At 57.1% G+C, this 21,501-nt stretch carries 18 protein-coding genes and 2 pseudogenes; 7 read left to right on the top strand and 13 right to left on the bottom strand.

Features of this window, described 5'->3' with window-relative positions; all coding sequences use genetic code 11:
* From AC6I6L_RS17275 to AC6I6L_RS17265, 3 genes are all read right to left on the bottom strand, one after another.
* Positions 1 to 906, bottom strand: coding sequence for a carbohydrate ABC transporter permease (locus tag AC6I6L_RS17275; RefSeq protein ID WP_497919023.1), 906 nt, complete (start codon positions 904 to 906; stop codon positions 1 to 3).
* Positions 907 to 966: 60 nt separating this feature from the next.
* Positions 967 to 2,370, bottom strand: a complete 1,404-nt coding sequence (locus AC6I6L_RS17270) for an extracellular solute-binding protein (RefSeq protein ID WP_497919022.1) — start codon at positions 2,368 to 2,370, stop codon at positions 967 to 969.
* Positions 2,371 to 2,612: 242 nt separating this feature from the next.
* Complete coding sequence (locus tag AC6I6L_RS17265) at positions 2,613 to 4,679, bottom strand: hypothetical protein (RefSeq protein ID WP_497919021.1); 2,067 nt, start codon at positions 4,677 to 4,679, stop codon at positions 2,613 to 2,615.
* A 134-nt stretch (positions 4,680 to 4,813) separates the two neighbouring features.
* Here AC6I6L_RS17265 and AC6I6L_RS17260 point away from each other — a divergent pair, with 134 nt between their 5' ends.
* The gene (locus tag AC6I6L_RS17260) at positions 4,814 to 5,998 is read left to right on the top strand and encodes an MFS transporter (protein ID WP_497919020.1); all 1,185 of its coding nucleotides are present in this window, start codon (positions 4,814 to 4,816) and stop codon (positions 5,996 to 5,998) included.
* Between the two features lie 4 nt (positions 5,999 to 6,002).
* Here the strand turns inward: AC6I6L_RS17260 and AC6I6L_RS17255 are convergent, their stop codons facing one another.
* Entirely contained in the window at positions 6,003 to 7,088 is a 1,086-nt protein-coding gene (locus tag AC6I6L_RS17255; RefSeq protein ID WP_497919019.1) for a DUF4432 family protein, read from the bottom strand.
* 187 nt (positions 7,089 to 7,275) lie between these two features.
* Between AC6I6L_RS17255 and AC6I6L_RS17250 the strand changes: the two genes are divergently transcribed.
* The 3 genes from AC6I6L_RS17250 to AC6I6L_RS17240 all read left to right on the top strand — a co-directional run bounded on the left by AC6I6L_RS17250 (position 7,276) and on the right by AC6I6L_RS17240 (position 10,082).
* The gene (locus tag AC6I6L_RS17250) at positions 7,276 to 8,430 is read left to right on the top strand and encodes a mandelate racemase/muconate lactonizing enzyme family protein (protein ID WP_497919018.1); all 1,155 of its coding nucleotides are present in this window, start codon (positions 7,276 to 7,278) and stop codon (positions 8,428 to 8,430) included.
* A 66-nt stretch (positions 8,431 to 8,496) separates the two neighbouring features.
* Positions 8,497 to 9,552 carry a glucose 1-dehydrogenase gene (locus AC6I6L_RS17245; protein WP_497919017.1) on the top strand — a complete coding sequence of 352 codons (1,056 nt, stop codon included), beginning with the start codon at positions 8,497 to 8,499 and terminating at the stop codon, positions 9,550 to 9,552.
* Between the two features lie 188 nt (positions 9,553 to 9,740).
* Positions 9,741 to 10,082, top strand: a complete 342-nt coding sequence (locus AC6I6L_RS17240) for a DUF8160 family protein (protein ID WP_497919016.1) — start codon at positions 9,741 to 9,743, stop codon at positions 10,080 to 10,082.
* A 991-nt stretch (positions 10,083 to 11,073) separates the two neighbouring features.
* Here the strand turns inward: AC6I6L_RS17240 and AC6I6L_RS17235 are convergent.
* From AC6I6L_RS17235 to AC6I6L_RS17220, 4 genes and pseudogenes are all read right to left on the bottom strand, one after another.
* Positions 11,074 to 11,379 (bottom strand): annotated as a pseudogene (locus tag AC6I6L_RS17235) (aminotransferase class V-fold PLP-dependent enzyme); the annotation flags it as partial.
* A 123-nt stretch (positions 11,380 to 11,502) separates the two neighbouring features.
* Entirely contained in the window at positions 11,503 to 12,111 is a 609-nt protein-coding gene (locus AC6I6L_RS17230) for a class I SAM-dependent methyltransferase (RefSeq protein ID WP_497919015.1), read from the bottom strand.
* Between the two features lie 7 nt (positions 12,112 to 12,118).
* Positions 12,119 to 12,337 (bottom strand): YgaP family membrane protein, encoded by a 219-nt coding sequence (locus AC6I6L_RS17225; protein ID WP_497919014.1) that lies wholly within the window; start codon positions 12,335 to 12,337, stop codon positions 12,119 to 12,121.
* A 51-nt stretch (positions 12,338 to 12,388) separates the two neighbouring features.
* Positions 12,389 to 13,057 (bottom strand): M20/M25/M40 family metallo-hydrolase, encoded by a 669-nt coding sequence (locus AC6I6L_RS17220; protein WP_497919013.1) that lies wholly within the window; start codon positions 13,055 to 13,057, stop codon positions 12,389 to 12,391.
* 244 nt (positions 13,058 to 13,301) lie between these two features.
* Here AC6I6L_RS17220 and AC6I6L_RS17215 point away from each other — a divergent pair, with 244 nt between their 5' ends.
* The 3 genes from AC6I6L_RS17215 to ddfA are packed head-to-tail and all read left to right on the top strand — an operon-like array spanning position 13,302 to position 14,410.
* Positions 13,302 to 13,547: a sulfurtransferase TusA family protein gene (locus AC6I6L_RS17215; RefSeq protein ID WP_497919012.1), complete on the top strand. Its 246-nt coding sequence runs from the start codon at positions 13,302 to 13,304 to the stop codon at positions 13,545 to 13,547.
* The gene (locus AC6I6L_RS17210; protein ID WP_497919011.1) at positions 13,547 to 14,161 is read left to right on the top strand and encodes a DsrE/DsrF/DrsH-like family protein; all 615 of its coding nucleotides are present in this window, start codon (positions 13,547 to 13,549) and stop codon (positions 14,159 to 14,161) included. The genes AC6I6L_RS17215 and AC6I6L_RS17210 overlap by 1 nt, the downstream gene beginning before the upstream one ends.
* 3 nt (positions 14,162 to 14,164) lie before the next feature.
* Complete coding sequence (ddfA, locus tag AC6I6L_RS17205; RefSeq protein ID WP_497919010.1) at positions 14,165 to 14,410, top strand: DdfA family disk-determining factor; 246 nt, start codon at positions 14,165 to 14,167, stop codon at positions 14,408 to 14,410.
* Positions 14,411 to 14,732: 322 nt separating this feature from the next.
* Here ddfA and AC6I6L_RS17200 read toward each other — a convergent pair whose 3' ends face one another.
* The 5 genes and pseudogenes from AC6I6L_RS17200 to AC6I6L_RS17180 all read right to left on the bottom strand — a co-directional run.
* Positions 14,733 to 15,875 carry a tyrosine-type recombinase/integrase gene (locus AC6I6L_RS17200; protein ID WP_497919009.1) on the bottom strand — a complete coding sequence of 381 codons (1,143 nt, stop codon included), beginning with the start codon at positions 15,873 to 15,875 and terminating at the stop codon, positions 14,733 to 14,735.
* Between the two features lie 733 nt (positions 15,876 to 16,608).
* On the bottom strand, positions 16,609 to 16,992 hold the full coding sequence (locus AC6I6L_RS17195; protein WP_497919008.1) for a DUF7970 domain-containing protein: 384 nt from the start codon (positions 16,990 to 16,992) through the stop codon (positions 16,609 to 16,611).
* A complete protein-coding gene (locus AC6I6L_RS17190) occupies positions 16,989 to 17,873 on the bottom strand; it encodes a ParA family protein (RefSeq protein WP_497919007.1) in 885 nt (294 codons plus the stop codon). Before AC6I6L_RS17190 ends, AC6I6L_RS17195 begins: the two co-directional genes overlap by 4 nt.
* An 835-nt stretch (positions 17,874 to 18,708) precedes the next feature.
* The gene (locus AC6I6L_RS17185; protein WP_497919198.1) at positions 18,709 to 19,959 is read right to left on the bottom strand and encodes a Cdc6/Cdc18 family protein; all 1,251 of its coding nucleotides are present in this window, start codon (positions 19,957 to 19,959) and stop codon (positions 18,709 to 18,711) included.
* An 883-nt stretch (positions 19,960 to 20,842) separates the two neighbouring features.
* Positions 20,843 to 21,228 (bottom strand): annotated as a pseudogene (locus AC6I6L_RS17180) (hypothetical protein); the annotation flags it as partial.
* Positions 21,229 to 21,501: the final 273 nt, after the last annotated feature.

Below are 21,501 nucleotides of genomic sequence, written 5' to 3'. Positions count from 1 at the left end.
TTAGATCCCGTTCCGTAGTTGTGAGAGTTTCGCCAGGTAGATCCCGACGACCAGTGCGATCAGCATAGCTGTCACGAACGCGATGGCCGCCGACGTCCCGTACCGTTGCGACCGGAACGTCGTGACTACCAGACACGTCAGCGACGGCACGGTAGAGCAACTCGTCATCGTCTCGATCGAGCCGTAAATCCGCATCGCGTCCATCGTCCGGAACAGCAATGCAACGAGCAGGATGGGCAAGACGAGCGGGAACGTAATCAGCCGGAAAGCCTGCCATCGCGTGGCTCCGGCGACCTTGGCGACGTCGTAGAGCGATCGGTCGACGCTCTTCAGCCCGGCCAGGATCAGGATCGTCATGAACGAGGACGTCTTCCAGATGTCGCTCAAGATGACGATAATCGTCGCATCCCGGCTGTCCGAAAGCGGCACCGACGAACTCAGCAGTCCGAGATTCTGGAGCGGTTCCGTCGCGAAACCGGTCCCCGGAACGAACATCAGGTACCACATCATGCCGTGAATGGCGATGGGGACCGTCCAGGGCAGGATCACGATAACGACGATCCAGCGTCGGTATCTGAACTGCCGATCGATGACCAGTGCCTGTGCAAAGCCGATAACCGTCTCGGCAACGACGCTCACGACGACGATAATCAGGGTGACGGTGAGCGAACTCTCGAACGGGCGGCTGAGGTCGACGAACGGCCGCGTGAGGTACGAATTTGACGCCCCAGTCAGCAGGTCGACGTAGTTCCCGATACCGACGAACGAACCGAGCGTCTCGGTTCCGAGGAGACTATCGCCGTACAGCGACATTCGAAGCGTCTCCGCGAGGGGCCAGAACGCGAGGAGACCGACCGTCGCGAACGTCGGAACGAGCAGCAGGTACGCGAACCGTGTCTCGCTCATCTGCTCGATTCGGTTAGACAGATTTCGTCTGATAGTCATAGTATTCGGTACCAGAGACGATCAGGCAGATTGTTCGATATCCTCTAGCGTTTCCTTGAGACCGCTCATTGCCTCTTCGGGACTCCGGTTCTGCCGGTAGGCATCGTTCGCCGCCTGGGAGATTTGCGGTGACTGGTCGGACCAGACCGGCGTCGCCGGGCGGGGGATGAGACCACGGTCTGCCGCCGAGGCCAGCGTCTCGACGTACTCACCGACGACGGGAAGCGATCGCAGTTCCGGTGAGTCCAGCAGTTCGGGTTTGGGTGGGAAGAAGCCGGTGATCGGGTACAGTTCCTCGAGGAACGCGTCCGAGTAGAGAACCCGAACGAGTTCGAGCGCGTTTTCCGTATTGCCCGAATAGGCGTTAACGGCGTACTGCCAGCCACCCAGCGCCGACGCCGAGCCTCCCGTGCCGTCGTAGTTACCCTGCCCGTCCTCGACACCGTAGGGCATCGGCGTCAGGCCGTACTGATCCTCGTCCAGGGCCTCGGCGTTCAGCGGAATCGCGTACGTCCAGTTTCGGTGGGCAACGGCGTTTCCGTTAGCGAACGGTTCCCGGGACGTCTCTTCAGTCCAGCCGACGACGGCTTCCGGCGAGATATCGCCGGCGAAGTCCTCGAGCGCGTACTCGTCGTCGTGCCCGTTGATGAACGTCCGAACCATCCGGATCGAGTCGATCACGGGCTGTTCGTCGACCGTGACCGGTCTATCGCCGATCGGGCCGAACAGATTGTCGAGTCCACCGAAAAACGCGCCGCCCCAGGTGGTGATGAATTCGTTGAAGTTACAGCAGGCGAGCCCTTCGTAAACGTCTGCCTGGAACGTGTAGCCGTAGTCGACGTCGGCCTCATTGTAGGCGTCCTCGACGACGTGGGAGAACCGTTCCCAGGAGAGCGGTTCGGTTGCCCAGTTTTCGCCGTCCGGATCGTAGCCAGCGGCCTCGACGAGATCTTTGCGGTAGTGAACCGCGGGAATGTCGAGGAACATCGGAATCGCATACAAGTCATCGTCCATCCGCATCGTGTCGAGATGGTTCGGTACGAACTCGGATTCGATCGTGTCGACGTCGCTATCGTCAAGCGCCTCCGACAAGTTTAGCAGGTGGCCCCGCTCCATAAACGGAATTGCCCATCCGAAGTCGACCATCATCACATCCGGCTCCGATCGCTGGGCGTTGAACCACTGCTGAAGCTGATCGCGCATCTGGTCGGTCGCACCGCCCGTCACCGTAATCTCGACCGTGATATCTTCCGGGAGTCCAGCCGCATAGAGCGCGTCCAAAAACTCCTCTTCGTTGTCCCCGATTTGATCGATGGTATGGAAGCGGACAGTGTCACTATCGCCACCATTGCCACTACCGGTGCCATTGCCGTCGTCGAGACAACCGGCAAGCGAGATCGCACCCCCTGCACCAACTGCTTTCACGAAGCGGCGTCGATTAACTGGCCTACGCGGCGACAACGCGTGGTTGTCACCCTCAAGGTTCCGATTGGCATCTTCTCTCATAGTGCCTCGACTATACGATGAAACTAATATTATATATATTTTTGCTTCCGGGGATGCGGCGAGACCGGTGTGATACCGATCTGAGACGGTGAAAATCCAGAGTTCTGTTACAGCACCAAGAAAACCCGGGCCCGCGTCAGTTGACGGTCTGGGCGCGGCGCCTACCGTTCGAGGCGGAGTTCGACGTCAACGACGCCGTCGGAATCGATAATCCACTCGTCGGCCGCCCGCTGTTCGACACCCGTTCCGTCGACCGATCCATCCCATCGCAGGACGATCGTCTCGGGCGTCTTGTTCCCGGCATCGATCGAAAGGTCGAGCGTCAGATGGTCGTCTTCCTGCGAGAGTTCGAGATCGACCGGTCCGTAACGCGTCGGCGTCGCCTCCAGAATCAACGACTCCTCATCGGTCGGCATCCACTCTTCGGGGAGGCCGCGAAGCAGTTCGAGGTCGTCATCGATCTCGACAACGAGCAGGTGTCTAACGAGGCGGATGAACTCCGCCGAGCCCCAGTTGTGAGGCATATCTCCGCAGAACTCAGCGGAGTGGCTGTCGACGAGTGCCTGTTCCTCGCGCCAGACGCGACTCGGCGCGGCGTGGTTCGCGAAGGCGTAGAGATAATCGACCGCTTTCTCCGAGTAGCCAGCGTAGAGCCACACCTGTGCGTAGAACATTCCCGAATATGGCCAGACGGCCTGGTCGTGGATCCAGCCTGTGTTCTCCGGAAGACCTTGCGTATCGTCGACCGAATCGAGCAATTCCAGCAGGTTTTCCACGTACGACGAGTCGGCATCGAACACCTCGCCCGGGTAAATCGCGTGTGCGAACGCCCAGGTCGCCGACTGCGGTGTATTGTACTCGACGTCTTCCATGATCATGGGAAGGTAGGGAATGCCGTCGTCGGTTTCGCGCATGTCGCGTTCGGCACACTCGTGGAATCCAGCGAGTATTTCCTCGTAGAATTCGCCGAATCGTTCGTATTCGTCGAGATCGAGTCGTTTGCCGTTCTCGTAGGCTTCGGACAGGCCGACGAGAATCCACAGCGGCGTCGTGTAATCGGGGAAGGGGCCAGATATGCCGCCATCAAGGAATGCCGGCGGGAACAGCGACTGGGCCGGATACTCGGGCCCCATCTCGTTTGCGACCTCGTGTTGGTGTTCGAGGAAGTCGAGAGCACGGTGCATCAACGGCCAGAGCTCGGCCAACCGATCGTCATCGTCGGCCAGTTCGCACTGTCGCGCGAATGTTGCGAGTGCGATCCCCGTCTCCTTATCGTGGCCCGGAATGTCCTGAATCGCGCCCGACGGCTTCACCCGGCGAAGCAGTGCGAGCAATCCTTGCTCGAACGCTGACTCCCTTCGTCCCATCATGTGGGCGGCCTCGAGAAGGAAGTGACCGTCGACGACCCACAGCCCGCGATACTCGGTCGGTCCGACCTGGTACTCGGTAACACCGTCGATGACTTCACGGGCCTGCAAGATGTTTCGACCGCAGGAATCCAGCATCGCCTGAATGTCGTCGTCGGGGATCTGGAACGTGTTACGGAACGGTTCGAGCGACTGCCAGTACTCACGCGTTTGATCGAGGGCGTCGTCGGCCCACTCGACGGTGACGTCGTCCGGGTCGAGGTCACCCTCGAGGACGATGGCGAACGCCCCTTCTCGAGTCTCGCCTGACTCGAGGAACGCGTAGTGGTTCAATCCGGGTAGCTGCAAGCCGTCTTCCGTCCAGTAGGCAGTCGTTCCCTCGGTCTCGATAATCTCGGGGAGATCAGCTTCAGGACCGACGAGGTCGAGTTCGACTCGAGCTGGTGCACGACCGAACTCGTCGCTCGCAGTGAGTGACCACCGGATCACGTCGGCTCGAACATCGTCGGTTTCGTAGGCAAAGGCCGTCCACTCGAACGTCGTCTCCTCGTAGGTTTCGGTCGTCGTAACGATCGCCGCGGCCGGATCGCCGTAGCTCTGGCTCCGATCGACCAGATCGTCTCGATGCGTGAACGTCGGGGTCAGCCGATGGGTGAACTGGAAATTGTCACGCTGTGGAACGTGCTCCCGCGTGACGTAGTCGGCGTAGTTTTCCTGCCGATCGAGGTCGAAGTCGGACCTGACGTAGCCATAACAGAGGCTCCCGTCCTCCCTGACGAGCGTCTTGTGTTCATCGTCGACGCGCCCAATACAGGTCTGTACGATTTCCGGGGAATACCGAAAGTCAACACTTCGTGTCATGCTAGACATCGTATCGATCGGCCACAAGATACGATAAGTGTTTTCATACCAATCCCAACAGACGACAGCAGTCTTCCGGCCGACAAACCCGGCGAACAGAAGCTATATCTCGTTAACAGCAAAAGACGCAGGGGATGCCATCACGGGGAGTATTCACGGCCCTCTGCGGGCTCGTGTTCATGATCAGCCTGTCTCGAATCGTCTTTGCACCCCTGCTGGAACCGATCGGGAGCGAGTTCGACGTCGGCAACGATACGCTCGGATTCATCGCGTCGCTCGTCTGGCTCGGGAGCGCCGTTCCTCGGATTCCAGTCGGCTACGCGTTGACGTACGTGTCTCAGCAGAAAGTGGTGTTCTGGACGTCAATCGCCCTCGCTGGAGTCTCGATGCTAACGGCGAGTGCGACGTCAATCGAAATGCTCGCCGTCGGCGCCGTACTGATGGGGATTGCGGGCGGCGCCTACTTCGTCGCTGCGATCCCCCTTATCAGCGATCTCTATCCTCTCCGAACGGGCCGTGCACTCGGAATTCACGGTGTCTCCAGCCAACTCGCTGCCGTCACTGCTCCACTCCTGGTGATCGTCGTCCTGATCGTTGCGCCGTGGCGAACCACGTTCGTCGTCATCGCAGTCGCGACCCTCGTGAGTGGACTCGTATTTGCCGAACTGGCGAGAGATCAGACGTCGCTTCCCGACTACGACATTGGAGAGCGCAATTTCGTCGGTGCGCTCAAGCGGGGATATCCGGTCATTATCGCCGGAGTGGCGTTGTTCGGGGCGATCGGATTGGTCTGGAACGGAGTTTTCAATTTTTATCCCTCGTATCTCATCGCCGAGAAGTCGATCGATCCGACCCACGCTCGAATACTGCTTACCGTCTCGTTCGCCGCCGGTGTTCCCGCCTTCTGGGTGAGTGGCCACCTCGTGGACCGGCTTCCAAAGGTACCCTACCTCATCTCGATCATCGCCACGTTCGGCATCTGTCTCTACGGCCTTACGCTCGCAACGAGTATCGCCGCGATCGTCCTCGTGACGGTCATCATCGGATACGTTATTCACAGCCTGTTTCCAGCGATAGATGCGTTCATTATGGGAACTGCTGCAACGAAAGACCGCTCGAGCATCTACGGCGTATATACCGGTATCGTGGTCGTCGTCGAAGCGAGTGGCAGTTTCATTACGGGCTGGCTCACCGAAGCCGGATTGACGTTCGGCGCCGTCTACCAGTCTTTTGCCATCGGCCTCGGCGCGCTCTGTCTGTGTCTCGCAGCCGTCTACCTCCTCGGTGCGTTCCCCACTGATCAGCCGAGGGGCGCGTAGGCAGTTATGCGTCCGTACCGCTGACGGTTCCAGTGGAATTGATTCCTGTCACTGATTCGAGCCCGTGATAACATGTCGCCGCGAACGACGCCGAGACGGATTCTCCTGGGTCGATCGTTTTCATCGTCCCGTTCGCCCGCTGGGCGTCAGGAATTGATGCACCCGGATAGGCCGTCGTCGGTTCGAGGCCGACGTTGTAGTTTCGGCAGAAAAACGGCGAGTCGACGTAGCCGCCAAACGGTTGCCAGTAATGCAGACACTCGAAGGGGTCGAGCGGGAAGGTGATGCCAAAGCCGAGATTGACGTCAGGGTTCGTGAGCGCACACCAACCCTCCTCGAGGTCGGTCGCGAACGCCAGATCGTGTGTACCGGCATCTTTGGGCGGAATTTTCCGCAGGTCAACCGTCTCTCCGTCGACGCCGGGGGCAGACGGCCACTCGAACGGTTCGCCCTCGGCAAGTCTGGCGTTGGGGAATGATCCGTCATACTGCTCGACGACACCGCTGACCGCAGGGACGTCGAGTCGGGCGCCCGGGCCCAGTAACGGCGCACCGAGGGCGACGTGCTGTTGCCAGATGTACTCCAGCTCGACGCCGCCGCAGTTCGTGACTGTCTCGTCGATCTGAAGCGTCGATTCGCCCGCCTCCAGTGTGAGTATCCGTTCGACGTGGAACGGATACCGATTCAGTTCGGTCGATAATTTGAGAGCGACCGCTTCGGGGTCGTCCCTGACGACGGTCGCTTCCCACGGAATCAGTGCACTCTCGCCGTGGAGTCCGTATTTGTTCCCGTCGATTTCGCGCCCAAAACCGGCGATCGGCAGGTTGACCTGCCAGCCGCCGGGGTAGTGGTCCTGCCAGGTCGTCGGTGCCATCGACGGAATGTACCGATCGGCCGGCGGGAACCAGTTGTGATCGGCGTGCCAAAGGACGTCGATGTCCGTCTGTTTGTCCCGGAATTCGAGGATGTCTCCACCTTTCTCTGTGAGAATCATCACCCGCAGGTGTCGATTTTCGATAATGACCGTTTCGAGATCGCGGTACGTGTAGTTCGTCGAAATACGCGGGCCAGATCGCCATTCAGAATCCATACGGAGAGGTGAGGCGGCAAGTGTATATAAATATCGAGACGCAGGATTTCGCTGTCAACTACGTCGAGACGAGATCGAGCCATCACCGAGACGACGATCGAGTATCGACGCAGTGACGGCCCGTCCGTCCGATCGCCGAATCGGGCCAAAGAAACCCTTTTGAGCAAGGACTGTGAGGAGAGTGTGAATGCAGATCACCGAAATAGAGACGATACAGTTCGATCCGGATTCGCCGCTGACCGACACCGAACGTGACATCAAGATCACGATGGTTCGACTTCACACGGACGATGGCGTAATCGGTCTGGGCGAGACCTACCCACTCGGATCGGTGGAGGCCGCCGTTCTTCACGGACCGATCGCCAGAACTGTCCTCGGTCGCGATCCCCGCTCGATCGAGGCGATTCGAGACGACCTCCTCACGTACTTCAACTATTACGGCCATGCCGGTGCCGAAACTCGGGCGATGAGCGCACTCGACATCGCCCTGTGGGATATCGCCGGCAAACTGGCGGAGAAACCGATCTACGAACTGCTCGGGGGACCGTCTCGATCCGAGATACCAACGTACAATACGAGTTACGATACCACGTACGACTTCCGCGCCGAACCGGTCGCACTCGCCGAGTCGTTGCTCGACGAGGGCCTCTCGTTCATGAAGATCTGGCCGTTCGACGAGTTCGCTGACCGGACGCGCGGTCAACGCATCTCTCGCACGGACCTCCAGCGCGGACTCGAACCGCTCGAACGGATTCACGAGGCAGTCGGCGACGAAATGGATGTCGCCGTCGAACTGCACGGACTGTGGGCGGTAACGCCGGCATCGAAGATCATCCGAGCGGTATCGGCATACGACCCGATCTGGGTGGAAGATCCGATCAAAAAAGGAGATGTCGAGACCTACCGTCGGCTCCGCGGTCTTTCCGCGACCCCGCTGTGTCTTAGCGAACGACTGATCGGACGCCACGAGTTCTCTCGGGCGATGGAACACGGCGTCGTCGATATCGCGATGCCCGACGTTTGCTGGACAGGCGGTATCTCCGAAGTGAAAGCGATTGCCTCAGTCGCCGAGGCGCATCAGATTCCGGTCGCCCCCCACAACTGCGGCGGACCCATTCTCCATTTTGCAACCGCCCATCTTTGTACATCTATTCCAAATCTCTACCTCATGGAGACTGTCCGCGATCGATACGCCGGGTGGCATCAAAACCTGATCACGACAGCGCACGTTGTCGACGACGGCGTTCTCGGCCCGCCTCCGGGGCCCGGTCTCGGAACTGAACTCGACAGCGCGATTCTCGACGAACCCGGGACGAACGTCGAGCGGACCACACTCGAGTGAGTGTGAGGACATATCAGCAGGTCGGTCAAAACAAATAAATACACATCTTTCGATTCTCCGACCGATATGCAAGCGCTTGTCGTACGGAGAGGTGAGAGTGAGCCATCACTCATCGACATTCCTCGACCGTCTCCGTCCGCCGGAGAGGTACTGGTCAAAACTCATCGCGTTGGAATCGATGGAACCGATCACGAAGTCCTTCGGGGAGCACACGGTGGCTATCCCGATAGCGACGATTATCTAGTCCTCGGCCACGAAGCTGTCGGCATCGTTGCGGAGTCGAAGGCACCCGAATACGAAGTCGGCGATGCTGTCGTTCCGATCGTGCGGCGACCGCTACCGAACGATCCCGGCGGCTACCACGGCGACGATCAACTGGACATGGCACCCCCCGGAACGTACGTTGAACAGGGAATCGTCGGCGATCACGGCTACATGCAGGAATATTTCGTCTCACCTGCCGAGTTTCTGGTCAATATTCCGACTAGTCTCGCACCGTATGGCTTCCTACTAGAGCCGATCAGCGTCTCGGAAAAGGCGATCGAACACGCTCGACAGAGTCGTCAATCGTTCGAGTGGGAACCAGAAAGTGCGCTCGTTCTTGGAAACGGAAGCCTTGGACTCGTGACGCTACCACTGCTTTCGTCGTTCGACCGAGTGTATTGCCTGGGTCGTCGAGACCGGCCAGACCGATCGATCGACATCATTGAACGCTTCGGTGCGACGTACATCAATTCGACCGAGACGCCACTGCCTCGAGTGCCAGATGAGTATGAATCGATGGATCTCATCTACGAAGCTACCGGCCATGCCAAACATGCGTTCGAGTCAGTGGGGGCGCTCAGTCCAAACGGCGTGGCTGCTCTGCTCGGCGTTCCAGAAACCGGCTGGGAATTTTCAGTCGATGGAAGCACCATTCACCACGATATGGTCCTCAACAGCAAGGCACTGGTCGGCTCGGTAACCTCCCACCGCCGCCACTTCGAGTCGGCAATCGATCGACTTCGAGAGTTCCCGTCCTGGTTTCTCGACGAACTGACCGCTGCCATCTACGAACCGACAGAGCACGATGGTGCGTTTTCCGAGACGACATCGGTCACGAAGGCTGTCGTCGAATTTTAATTCCCCGACCGGCGGTATCGACGGGTTCCCCAAACATGACTGTATTCATACATAATCCACAACAATTATATTACTACAGAGTTACGGAGTTTGTATGGTTTGGAACGACAAACTGGTTCGAATCGACGGACAATGGCAATTTCACGATGAGCGAGAAGGTGAAGATCACGTTCGGAGGGTGAACTGAAATGACTGAAGAGGTACCGAAACAAAAATGGGATCGAACGCAGAGTGAAACGGGGGAGACAGCAGAGACCAAGCAGAAGGCCCAACAGCATGAAAGCGCTGAGCAACCGGGGAATATTAAACAGGATTGGAACGGGGTCTATATTTACGTTCCGGACGACCTCAAAGCAGATATCGAACTCGGATTCAAAAAATCGAGTATTCGCCTTCACGAAAGCACCGGGGACGGTATGAAAAAGATGCGGGACTACTACCCACTTCTTATAGAACTGGGTTTGGAACGGTTGGAACAGTTGGATGGTTCGGAAATAAACGATCGAATAGCGTGGGACACCGATCCGTAACGACTACATCATTACACCAGTACGCCTGTAATTAGATAACATCAACGGTGACTGGATTCGAGTATCCCCACATTGGAAGGATGGCAGCGTTGACGGACTCCGGCCGAGCTTCGGCCGCGGTCGGCCGCCGAAGCTCTCGCCCGAACAACTCGAGTAACTCTGTCTCCTCTTCGAAGACGGCCAACCGTGGATGGCTCGTTAGATTCACCCACTCATTGAATACCGCTACGGCGTTACGTACCGTTCGGTACATCTGTACCGGAAGCTACACGAATCCGACATGAGCTACGCTAAGCTCCGGCCAATCGATTCGCGTCGTCCCGACGATGCAGGCGATATTCTCGCTGGCGCCTCGATTAGGCGCTCGTCGAGGACGATTCTAAGACCGAGGTAGACGATCCTGGCGTGTTAGGAATCGTTCGATGAGGTGTGGTCACAGCCATTCGAGGACTCCAGCCGATGACTCTATTAGAGAATTATCTCGGTAGATTCTATTGAATCCACCGATAGCGTCGAGGTAAGTCATTAGAATGATTGAATTGAAGCGGAGAGGACAGTTGTAAAATTCATTCTTGACGTCACGATATTTGAACGACGAGTCACAGATCCGCTTTCGCTGTCTAAGAAACTGTTGCCGTGCTCCCGACGCGCTCCAGTACCTGTTCACCATGGACTGCAATTACACGCGTATGACTGTATTGACCAAATAGGTCATGCGCCACCCGTCCTTGCCAAGCCGGGATCCAGGTACTGTCTTTTCGCGGAATTGACCACATTTAAACGTACATGTTGGTTTTGCAAGGGTCATACGTGTTGGTGAGCACGACAGACAATGAGAGAGCAACAAAAGGCGATTTTCACGGAGATATAGTCTGGTTTTCCAGTGCCCACGGGAGATAGTGGTCAGCCATTCAATTGACAGTGTATGCACTATACATTGCCCTCGTTTTGAGAGCGACAATTACACCTTGTTTTCGACGCGGATCTCCAATTCGATCGCGTTCGCGACGGCGTTGATCCCGGCCGTCGTGCTCTCGGTGAGCGCGATCTCGTCCGGTTCGGCGCCGACAAACGATTCGACTGCCTCTCGAGTGCGGTCGAACGCTCGGAACGCGGTCTCGTAGGGATCGTCCGCGACCGGCGACTCGTACTCGTGTTCGCGGACGAACTCGTCGGCGGCGTCGACGACATACTTCGGACTAGGACCGTGAGCACCGAAGTTGAGGTAGGTACCCTCCTGCAGGGCGGGGATATCCGCCCGGAGTTCGATCGGCGTCATCGTTGGACTCGGTTGCATAGATCGACCTACGTAGGCAGTCGACAATAATCTTGGGACAATTGTGAAATATTGGGTGTCGAACGCCCCTGATGAGCGGCCTGGCAGCGAGTAACGGCGGTCGCGTCCGACCGGTACCGGTGGTCATCCGTCGACGTGTTCGAATAGGAGTGCGTAGTGATACGGCGGGAGTTCGACGCGCTCCTCGAGGGAGAAGGCCTCCCCGTCGATCACTACGGCGTTCGTCTCGTCGGGCGACAGTCGAAGGTCGGTCGGTGGCCCCCGCGGTTCGCCCGCGACGGTGGTCGTTTCACGCGGCCGGTCGTGCCAGTTCACGATTACGAACCGCCCGCCCGGTCGGAGCGACTCGGCCGCTTGTTCGACGAACGCCCGTTTGTCGTCGACCCCGTGGAACGTGTTCGCGACTAAGACGACGTCTACTCGCTCCGGGAGCAATTGGGCCATCCGTCGAGCGTCGCCGTGAACGGGGACGACGTTCTCGATCCCCTGGGACTCGGCGAGGCGAACACACTCCTCGAGCAGCGATTCCTCGAGATCGAGCGCGTAGACCGGTGCGGGATCTGTGATTCGGGCGGCGGGGAGCGCGAAGTAGCCGTTCCCACAGGCGACCTCCGCGAGCGACTGGCCAGGGACGATCCCGAGGCGACGGAGCGTCGCGCCGGGCGTCGGCCACAGCCTGCCCCACCAGTCCCAGTCGGGTTGTCCCGTATTCTGGAATCGTTCCGTATCCATGGTCGGGTTACACAGACGTATCGACGCCCAGGATACGGTACAGAAGACAGGTTTGAGTCAACGCCGTCCCGAGGAGGACACTCCCGATCAGCACCGCCACGGCACCCGCAGCCGTTCCGAAATCGAGTGCGCCCGCTAGCGTCGCGGCGCCGACGGCAGCCAATATCGCGCCGCCGAGCGCGCGGACGATCCGATCCGTCGATCCGATATTGTACTTCACACCCATAAATGGACATAACAGGGGTTAAGTGTTTCCCGAATACCGGGATCCTTGGCTCTACTTGGAAGCGTCGGTCCCGTCGACCGCGGCCGCCCACCGCTCGGGGAGACGCGCGTAGACCATTGCGTTCCCGACGAGCGCGTCGACGGTCGTGTACTCGTCGACGGCGTGGACGGTGTCCGTTCCGAGCGCGAATTCGACCGTCGGAATTCCGGTGTTTCGCAGTTTCTTCGCGTCGCCGCCGCCGGTCGCGCTCCGCCGATAGACACGCTCTCCGGTCGTCGCTTCGGCGATCGATGCGACGGCCTCGACAAGCGGGCTCCTGACTGGTTCAGCGGTGCCGACGCTCCAGGAGACGTCTGCGACCGTGATCCCGTCACAGTCGGTGACGCACTCCCGGATCTCCGAGAGGACGTCGTAGCCGCGCTCTTTCAGCGTCCCGGCGACGTACTCGCTCGAGCCCCCCTTCGCACAGAGAACCGTGATTTCGCGGCCATCGGGAATCTGTGCAAGGACGTCGTCGTCGATTTCGTCGTCCAAGAACTCGAAGTACGGGATGTTGATCGATTCGACGGTCTCTCCGTCGATCTTCCACTCGTTGTACTCCGATTCCATACGGGTATCGAGGAGCGTGACGTCCTCGCCCGCGTCGATTTGGTCCTTCAATTCGTCTGGACTGACCGATTCGATCTCGACGTCCGGCATTGGAAGATCCATATCGTCCATGTTGTACAGTTTCCAGTATCGGCTACTGGCACTTAAGGGTTTGTATAGTATTTCCTATTATGTGCAATACAGGGCCAGCCAAATACACCCTAATTGAGACTAAATGCCTGTATGCGGGCAAAACTAACTAGTTACTACCTTCCTCTGGACCAGGGGTGTTCGTGTATTGCACAATAACCGAAGGTCTTATAGGGGTACATCCAATATTTTGTAATAGCTCCAATACAGAGCATAGAACGAAATCATGAGTTCGGAATACCAGACCACGGAGACGCTGGACGTGAAAGGACAGTCCTGCCCGATGCCCATCGTGAAGACCAAGCAAGCGATCGACGACCTCGAGGCCGGCGACGTCCTCGAGGTCGTCGCGACTGACTCGGGCAGCATGAGCGACATTCAGGGGTGGGCCGACGGCACCAACGGCGTCGAACTCCTTGAGCAAGTCGAAGAGGACGACATCTACACCCACTACGTGAAGAAGACGGAATAATGAGCACGGACAATCAAACGACACCGATCGAAGACGGCGAGGCGGACGCCGAATCCGAATCCAACGCCGAGATTGACGCCGCCGAGTTGCAGGCCCTACGCGAGCGCGTCGAGGAGTTAGAGGAGTCGCTTGCAGAGGCGGACGCGGGCGACGACCAGAAGAAGATGACGATCGTGGCGACGCAGGGCAGCTTCGACATGGCGTATCCGCCGTTGATCCTTGCAAGCACGGCGGCCGCGTTCGGCTGGGAGGTCGTCGTCTTTCACACGTTCTGGGGACTCGATATCCTCCACGAGGAGAAGTCGACGGACCTCAAGCTGAGTGCCGTTGGCAACCCGAACATGCCGGTCCCGAACGCCATCGCCGCGCTCCCGGGCATGGACACGATGGCCACGAAAATGATGCAGAAGAAGATTGACGACAACGGCACCGCCACCATCGAGGAGTTGATCGACCTCTCGCTCGAGAGCGGCGTCGACCTGCAGGCCTGTCAGATGACGATCGAGCTGATGGACTACGACGAGGACGACTTCTACGACGGGGTCACCACCGGCGTCGGCGCGGCCACCGCGTTGCAGCACATGGCCGAATCCGACATCCAGCTCCTCGTCTGAGCCATGACCGACACCGAGTCCACGCGCTCGAAACCGAGCCTGCGCGTTCTCGAGGCGATTACCGACGCGGAAGGTGTCTCCCCGACTGCCCTTGAGCCACCGCTCAACGACGTTGTGGATCCTGCTGCGCTGGACCGATTGTTTGAACCGACCGCTGCTGACGACTCGGTCCGAGGCGGACACGTTTCGTTCCGGTACCGAGGGTATGACGTAACAATCTCTTCGGATGGGACCATCAAACTGTCGTAAGAAGAGTTTGGGATTCGATTCTACGACCCTCGGCTATTGTCATTTTCATCCACTACTACACCCTTCGGTTGAATCATGCGATGTAGAAGGTCTGGAATCGATTAGTTACTGAGCAACTCGTACTCTACTTGCTGTCAGTTTCTCTTCTGGCTAGGGGGAAACAAAGCCACGCATCAAAATCATCCTTCGAGGTTGTGTCAAATTGCTCCAATAATTCAATATCGCATTATACGATTTATGCTCTCGAGGCATATCCTTATCAGATTTGGCGTGGGTTCAGCTGACTCTCTCGATCAGCCATCCCACAAGCATAGCAGTCCAACTAACCGCGGACGTCGTCAATGCTATCCGAGACATCCTTCATTTGCACATCAGCGTAGGCCTCGTGAGTCGTTTCAATTGAGTTGTGCCGCAACGCTTCCTGGGCTTTCTCAGACAACCCGCTTGTATACAGATCACGCCCAAGCGCCCGCCGTGCACCGTGGAGCGTCAGATAGTCGTATTCGCCGTCCGGATCGATCCCCGCCTCGTCAGTAAGCCGTTTCATCAACCGACGAACGCCCTCCTTCGAGATCGACCGCGGCGGAACCTCGTACTCGCGATGCAGCCGCTCAAGCACCTCGGTCTTCCCAGCGCCACCCCTTTCCTCGAGCGCCGACGATACACGTTCCACGCCGAGTTCGGCCTCAAGAATGCGCTTTTTCGACCCGTAGTGGCCGGTCGGGAAGACAGGCCACACCTCAGTCGGTGGCTCTTGGACGCGGTGCCATCGCTCGAGGACGTCGTGGACGCTTGCGGGAAACGGAGCCTGTTCGTACTCACGCGATTTGCCGTACACTTCGATCATCCGCTCGTCGAAATCGACGTCTTCCCACCGAAGACCGTTGCGCTTCTTGTCTTTCGAATCAGCGAACAGCTCCGCACCTCGCGCCCCGGTTCCATCAAGCATGAAGACGATCGCCCGATCGCGCAAGGCCGTCTCCGCATCGATTCGGATCGTTCCCTCGAGGGCCATATCCACGCGCGTGGTGACGTACTCAAGCAGCGTCTCGCGGTCCTCGGCGCTCCAGTACTGGCGCTTGCGTCTCCCGTCGTCCTCTGGCAGCGGGTCCATCGCGGTGTTCGTGTTCGCCGGGTTCGACTCGAGGTGTTGTTCCCGAACTGACCACGAGAGAAAGGCCCGGACGTACGCGAAGTAGTTGTGAGCGGTTGAAGCCGCCAAGTCCTCGTCGATCACGACGCGATCGTAGAGGTGTTCGCTGTAACTGCGGACATCGTGGGGTGTGAGTTCGTCGACGATCTCGAGGTCACGCTCGTCTCGACAGTGGTCGGCGAACTCACGCAGTGGTGAGCGCATGGTCGTCTTCGAGCCGTCGGCGTTGATTTTGTACCGGAGGTAGCTCTCGATAGCTTCGTGGACAGTCGTCCCCCCGGAGGAAGCCCGTCGGTCCGTTGATCCAGACATTCGTATGCGGGATACAGTATCGACCTATGTAAAGTCACTTGGTTAAATGCTTCTTTAACCAAGTACATTAAATGTGTTCTGATTCGGCTGTTTTCGATCGTCTTGGGTATGCCACGCCGCTGTTCGGTAATATATAAATTACATGCCGCTATACAAAATTCGCATTTATTCACCTATAAACAAACTCGGCCGAAGGCGATCGTCTGATACGCTCTAGTACGGCAACAGGGAATAAAGGAGTTGAATCGGGGCCGATCGCAGCACGCGATTCTCTCCGGCCAACAGGAGTGGATCGGCACCGAGGACGTGCGGCCGAATCAATCACACCCACGCGAGGTGCTACTGGTCGATCTTGATCCAGCGTGCCACCTCGACCATTCGCACAACGACGGCAAAGACACCGAGCGCTGGCACGATATGGTCCCGATGCGGAAAGATGCTCACCCGTGTGCCAAGCGATCGATCGCCGGCTTCGACTCCGCGGCGTTTTGGAACAACCACTATACACTCGAGACTCGCGAGCTGAATCTCGACCCCACAAGCTGTGTCTGTCAGACGTGTCCGGTTATTCCGGGTGGATCTACTGTTAGGAGTGGGATGAGTGTGGGTAGTGCTCCGGTGCCGACGACCGGGTCGACAGCCCGGTCTGTGCGTATTACCATGTAATATCCGGACGGGGTTCCCCGTCTACTAATATTTTGGCGAGAAAAAGCCGATCGGTTCGAGTATCTGACTATGACTGTCGGCGTTCTTCAAGCACGATCTCTGCAACTCGCACCGGTCGCTCAGTCGCGAGTTTCAGAACGGCATTGTGAATCTCACGGGTTTCTTCGTCAACCACATCCCGATCTGCAAGGTACGGTGTGATTTCCATCCGGAGTGCCTTCTCGAAGGCCGTCCATTCGTCTGATTTCGCGTACAATGGCTTCTGGCGTACCTCGCTGTACTCGAATGCCGGGCCAGATACGGCCGGATCGATCGGTTCCGGTTCCGGTTCGGGCTCAGGCTCGGACACGGGTTCGGGTCTGGGTTCTATCTCTGGCTCGACGGTCGGCTCGTTGTCAGCGTCCGATTCGTCGTCGCCCTCGCTTTCGAGGTCGTCGAACGGGTTTGTCATCGATCGATCCCTCCGTTGGCGACGATCGCCGCAAGTTCCTCGTAGTGCTCGATCTGGTCGCTTTCCGGGTCGTAATCCTGTAGTGGTTTGTTTTCCTGTAGCGATCGAGAGAGTGCCGACCGGTGTCGAATTCCCGGTTTCGGTGCCTTGAGTTCTCCCGCGTCGATCTGGTCGAACTCGTCGGCCGTGATGCGTGCGAACGTCGGGACTGCGTCTTGCAACGACTGGCCGGGGTTGACCTCGTAGCTGGCCGTGTTCAGATTTTCGAGTAGCTCCCGGTCTTCGGTCTGTTGGTCAATCCGATCGGAGAGTTTGTTCGGCACGACGGCGAGCACGTCCACGTCGATATACTCCCGTGCCGGTTCGATGAGTCGTTCCATCGTGCGTTTGTAGCCACCGATCGCGCTCGAGCCGGGTTCGATCGGGACGATTACGTTCCTCGTCGCGACCAGCGCGTTGTTGTTCAGCATCCCTGGATAGGCTGGACAGTCGAACACGATGTACTCGTATTCGTCGCCGAGTAGCGGATCGACGATCTTCGACTTGACGCGTGCTGAGCCTTGCATTGCTCCGGCAAGGTCTTTCTCGACATCTTCGAGCGTGTTCGACGATGGGAGAAGGTCGAAGCCGTACTCGGTTGACTGGATGAGGTCGGCTGGCGTTGCATTGCCCTCGAGAATTACGTCGCCGAGATTTATGTCGCCCTGATAGGCGTCCTCGAATCCGAGTCCGTTCGTCGCATGGCCGTTCGGATCGAGGTCTGCAAACAGCGTCTCGCCGCGATTGGCGAGCTGTCGAGCGAGATTCATCGAGGTCGTTGACTTTCCGACACCGCCTTTCAGGATGACCACGCTAACGGCGCGTGGATCTGTTGCTGCCATCGTTGTGTGACTCCGCCCGCTGCAAGCGCAATAGGTTCCTATTGTGTATCGATCGCTTGTTTCAGCGGACAGTCGGACTATCCGACCGATCGTACTTAATTATACCGTAGGAAACTGCAGCAGGCAGTTCAGTTACAATAGGTAGTTCAAGCACAATAGGTGGTTCAGGTGCAGCAGGTAGCCCAGATACAATAGATAGTTCAGCTATTTCACCTATTGTAGCTATTGTATCTGTTGTATCTGTTGTATCTGTTGTAGGTGGTTACGGTGCGTATTCTAGCATAGCCACTTAAGTGGTGTAGGAGTCACAGGCGGCTGATGTGCCGCCCCAGAATGAATCTGGTATTTGGGTGGCCGAATGGTGTCGGCAATCGATCGTACGCGAGCGACCGGGATAGTGGTTGTGACTAGCCGGCGTTGATGTGTCAATGCGTGCGTGTGGGAAACTGCCGTCGCTTGTTATGGCCCGATCGGGTGGCAACGTTGTGGAAAGAGTCGGCCCGATCACGGCAGGTAACATATATGGCTCTCGGGTGCTCGCGAACAGGCGGCCTATCGACGAGGCACACACCGCGTTTCTGTTGAAAAGCAGGCTATGCATCAGTGTATCTCGATATATGTCAGCACCTCTCTACCCCGTCATCGATATGTGAAACCCCAGAGGGGGAAGGGGAACAGGAACAGCAAGAAGAGGATAGGAAGTTCTCATAGACGAGAGACCAAGAATTAACCGAAATAGATGATTTCATGAGCGCGAAAATCGAGAGGACGGTGTTTGAGCCAGTCTATTACAATATTACTTCAGGCACAATGGTGTGACCCATATTATACTGATTCACGAAAAGTCGGACAATACAGGCACCTCTTTGAGCTTGTCATCGGCACTGAGATATTGATTGACGGACTCGTGGGTGCCAACATCTTCGAGGACATCATCAAGAGCATTGAGGATGAGGTTGGCGTTCATATCGAGATTGTACTCTCGGTAGGTTCCCCCTCTTCGACCTTCGTTCCGCTCGGTTACAGAGATCAAGCCGAGCATCGCGAGCTCGGAGAGATGATCGCGCATTCGACGCGAGACGAGTGGATCGCGACCGGCTCGTTCCGCAAACCGGGTGTATCGTGGGCGGACATCTCGAGATCGAACCGGCGTATCATTCTCCAGGTCGAGTGTCAACAGGGCGTACAGCACGAGATGGCCGTGCTGGGTGAGCCTATTGATGCCTTCCTCGATCCGTCCGCGCTCGAGATCCCAACGACCATATTCGACATGCTTCTCGGTCACGATCTCGGTATCGCCGTCACGAGCGAGGTCACCGGCTTTCATTGACAGATCGATCGACTGACGAGCATCTCCTGCATCCTTGGCTCCGTATGCTGCACAGAGAGGAATGACAGCGTCGTCGAGAGCGCCGTTATAAAACGCGACATTTGCTCGCTCGGTGAGAATTTGCTGAAGATCACCTGCATCGTACGCGGGGAAATGGATTTCCTGTTCACAGAGCGAACTCTTCACCTTCGGTGCGAGACCGTCACCGAAGGAGAAGTCGTTAGAGATCCCGATGATTCCGGTTTTCGCCTCGGTAAGATTTTCGTTTGCCCGGGTACGTGGGAGTTGATAGAGAATGGAATCGTCTTTGATGTGGTCAATTTCGTCGAGGATGAAGAGGATCGTCCCGCCTACGTCGTCGAGTTCCTCCCACAGCATCTCGTAGACGCTCGACCGAGGGTATCCCGTCGTACTGATCTGATTTGCATCATCGCGAAGTTCGTTCACGAGTCGCGTAGCGATCTGATACGAAGAAGTAAGCCCGTCACAGTTGAAAAAGACGAGATCGAAATCGATGTCCTCGTACTGTTTGACATCTTTCTCGAGATGGGACAGTAGGTACTTCGTTGCCGCCGTTTTCCCTACGCCCGTCTTTCCGTAGAGAAAGATGTTGTTCGGTTGCTCGCCGTTGACCACTGGTTGCAACGCCGTTTGGTAAGCTCGGAGCTCGTCGTCGCGACCAACGAGTTCCTTCGGTTGGTAGTCCTCGCGAAGCGCATCGCGATCCTTGTAGATATCAGTATCCCGTTCAAACAGTCCTGTGGATGAGTTTCGACTACCTGACTTATTGGAGTCGCGTATAATAAAACCGCCGTGTCCGGAGTGTCCGCTGTTCTGTTCATCACACCTAGGGTAGGGTTCTCAATATATCAAGTAACCTATCAATAACGGAAAAGTTCATTTATCTGAGTCCTCTACTAGTCCGCAGTAAGTCGAACGAGTGTGAATGAATGTGGTGTACACCTCATTCACGAGAAACCCCGTTATTCTCGACTCAAATGGCGGAAGTTGAGTCCGTTCTCAGTCCGTCATGGGTTCCCGTCCAAGCGCGAGTCACGCTTTTTCCTAAGAACAGCGGACAGACTGGGGGAGGGTGTTCACACCGTCGTGGCAACCGTCTGAGCTTGGAAATCTCCGTATCACAGGTCCTCCCGGGCTTCTCCGCGGTGTTCTGGACTTCTTGCGTGTTTCCAGCTACCGGGTTGAACACCCCACCGTGTCCGCTGTTCTGGTGTTCATTTAGTATCGCTGCTCGAGAACTCCGGACATAGTGGGGTGTCTGATTACAATAAAACTGCGTGATAGCACCCGAATACACCACCGTTTCCGTAGCTACGCTGACGGTAATTCACCTACACACACCACAATGTCCGCTGTTCTTCACTGGTTTTGTCGGATGCTCATCGAGCACAACTCCGGACATGGTGGTGTGAGGCTCGTTTTTATCTGGCCGTTCCACAAGTCTCACCGACTCACGTAACGACTACAACAGCGGACATGTGGCATCAGTACACGCACTAACGGCTTTCTGTGGTAGTTACTCCGGACATAGTGGTGTGGTGTTTTTGATTTGATTTTGTCTCTTTCACGCCACCGCCAGTAATAATAGCGATTATCGTCGATCTCTTTCACTGTGATCGTCGCATTGTCCGGATAATTCGATAGATAGCCGCGTGCCGCGTGGTTTCCGCTCGACACGCGGCTCAACCTGGACAGATTTCTTGGTGTAGCCGATACAAATTACGGTGGCATCCATCTCCTGCCGTTTTTTGAGTTCCTCACGGAACGTTTATATCTCAGATTAACGAGTATCAGTAACGCCCTGTTTAAGCGACTCGACACTAACGAGTCGCTTAAACAGCTATAGAACGCTCGTCGCTGAACGTCGTACACTCGGCTAATTCGGTTTGTGCAACGCCATTTTGTACGCTATTGCCGCTAAGAGTCGTTGTGTCGACTTCTTCCCTCCACGTTGTCGAGGGTATCTTTCAATTTCTCGACACAGATGTTGTCGAGATTACTCATTTTATATATTACCTATTTTATTTGTCAATACTATTTGAATGAGAAGTTCTAACGGGGACCTATAGCGAACGCTTCGACGTGATCCGTTCCGAGATTGGCCATCAGATTCGCGTCTTTTGCCGAAAGACGCTCTCCGGGCGTGACGGAGTTGAATCGTTGGTGCCGCCGTCTGACTCGCCGCACACGGCCTGCCTGTCCGGGAGATCAAGCTCCTCGGGTTCAGTTATCAGGCGTTCGAGTAGATTATCAACCACGCCGCGCAACTTCACGCTC

It is taken from the genome of Halosolutus sp. DAT137, from assembly GCF_059736405.1.
This window is presented reverse-complemented; position numbering and strand designations above follow the sequence as displayed.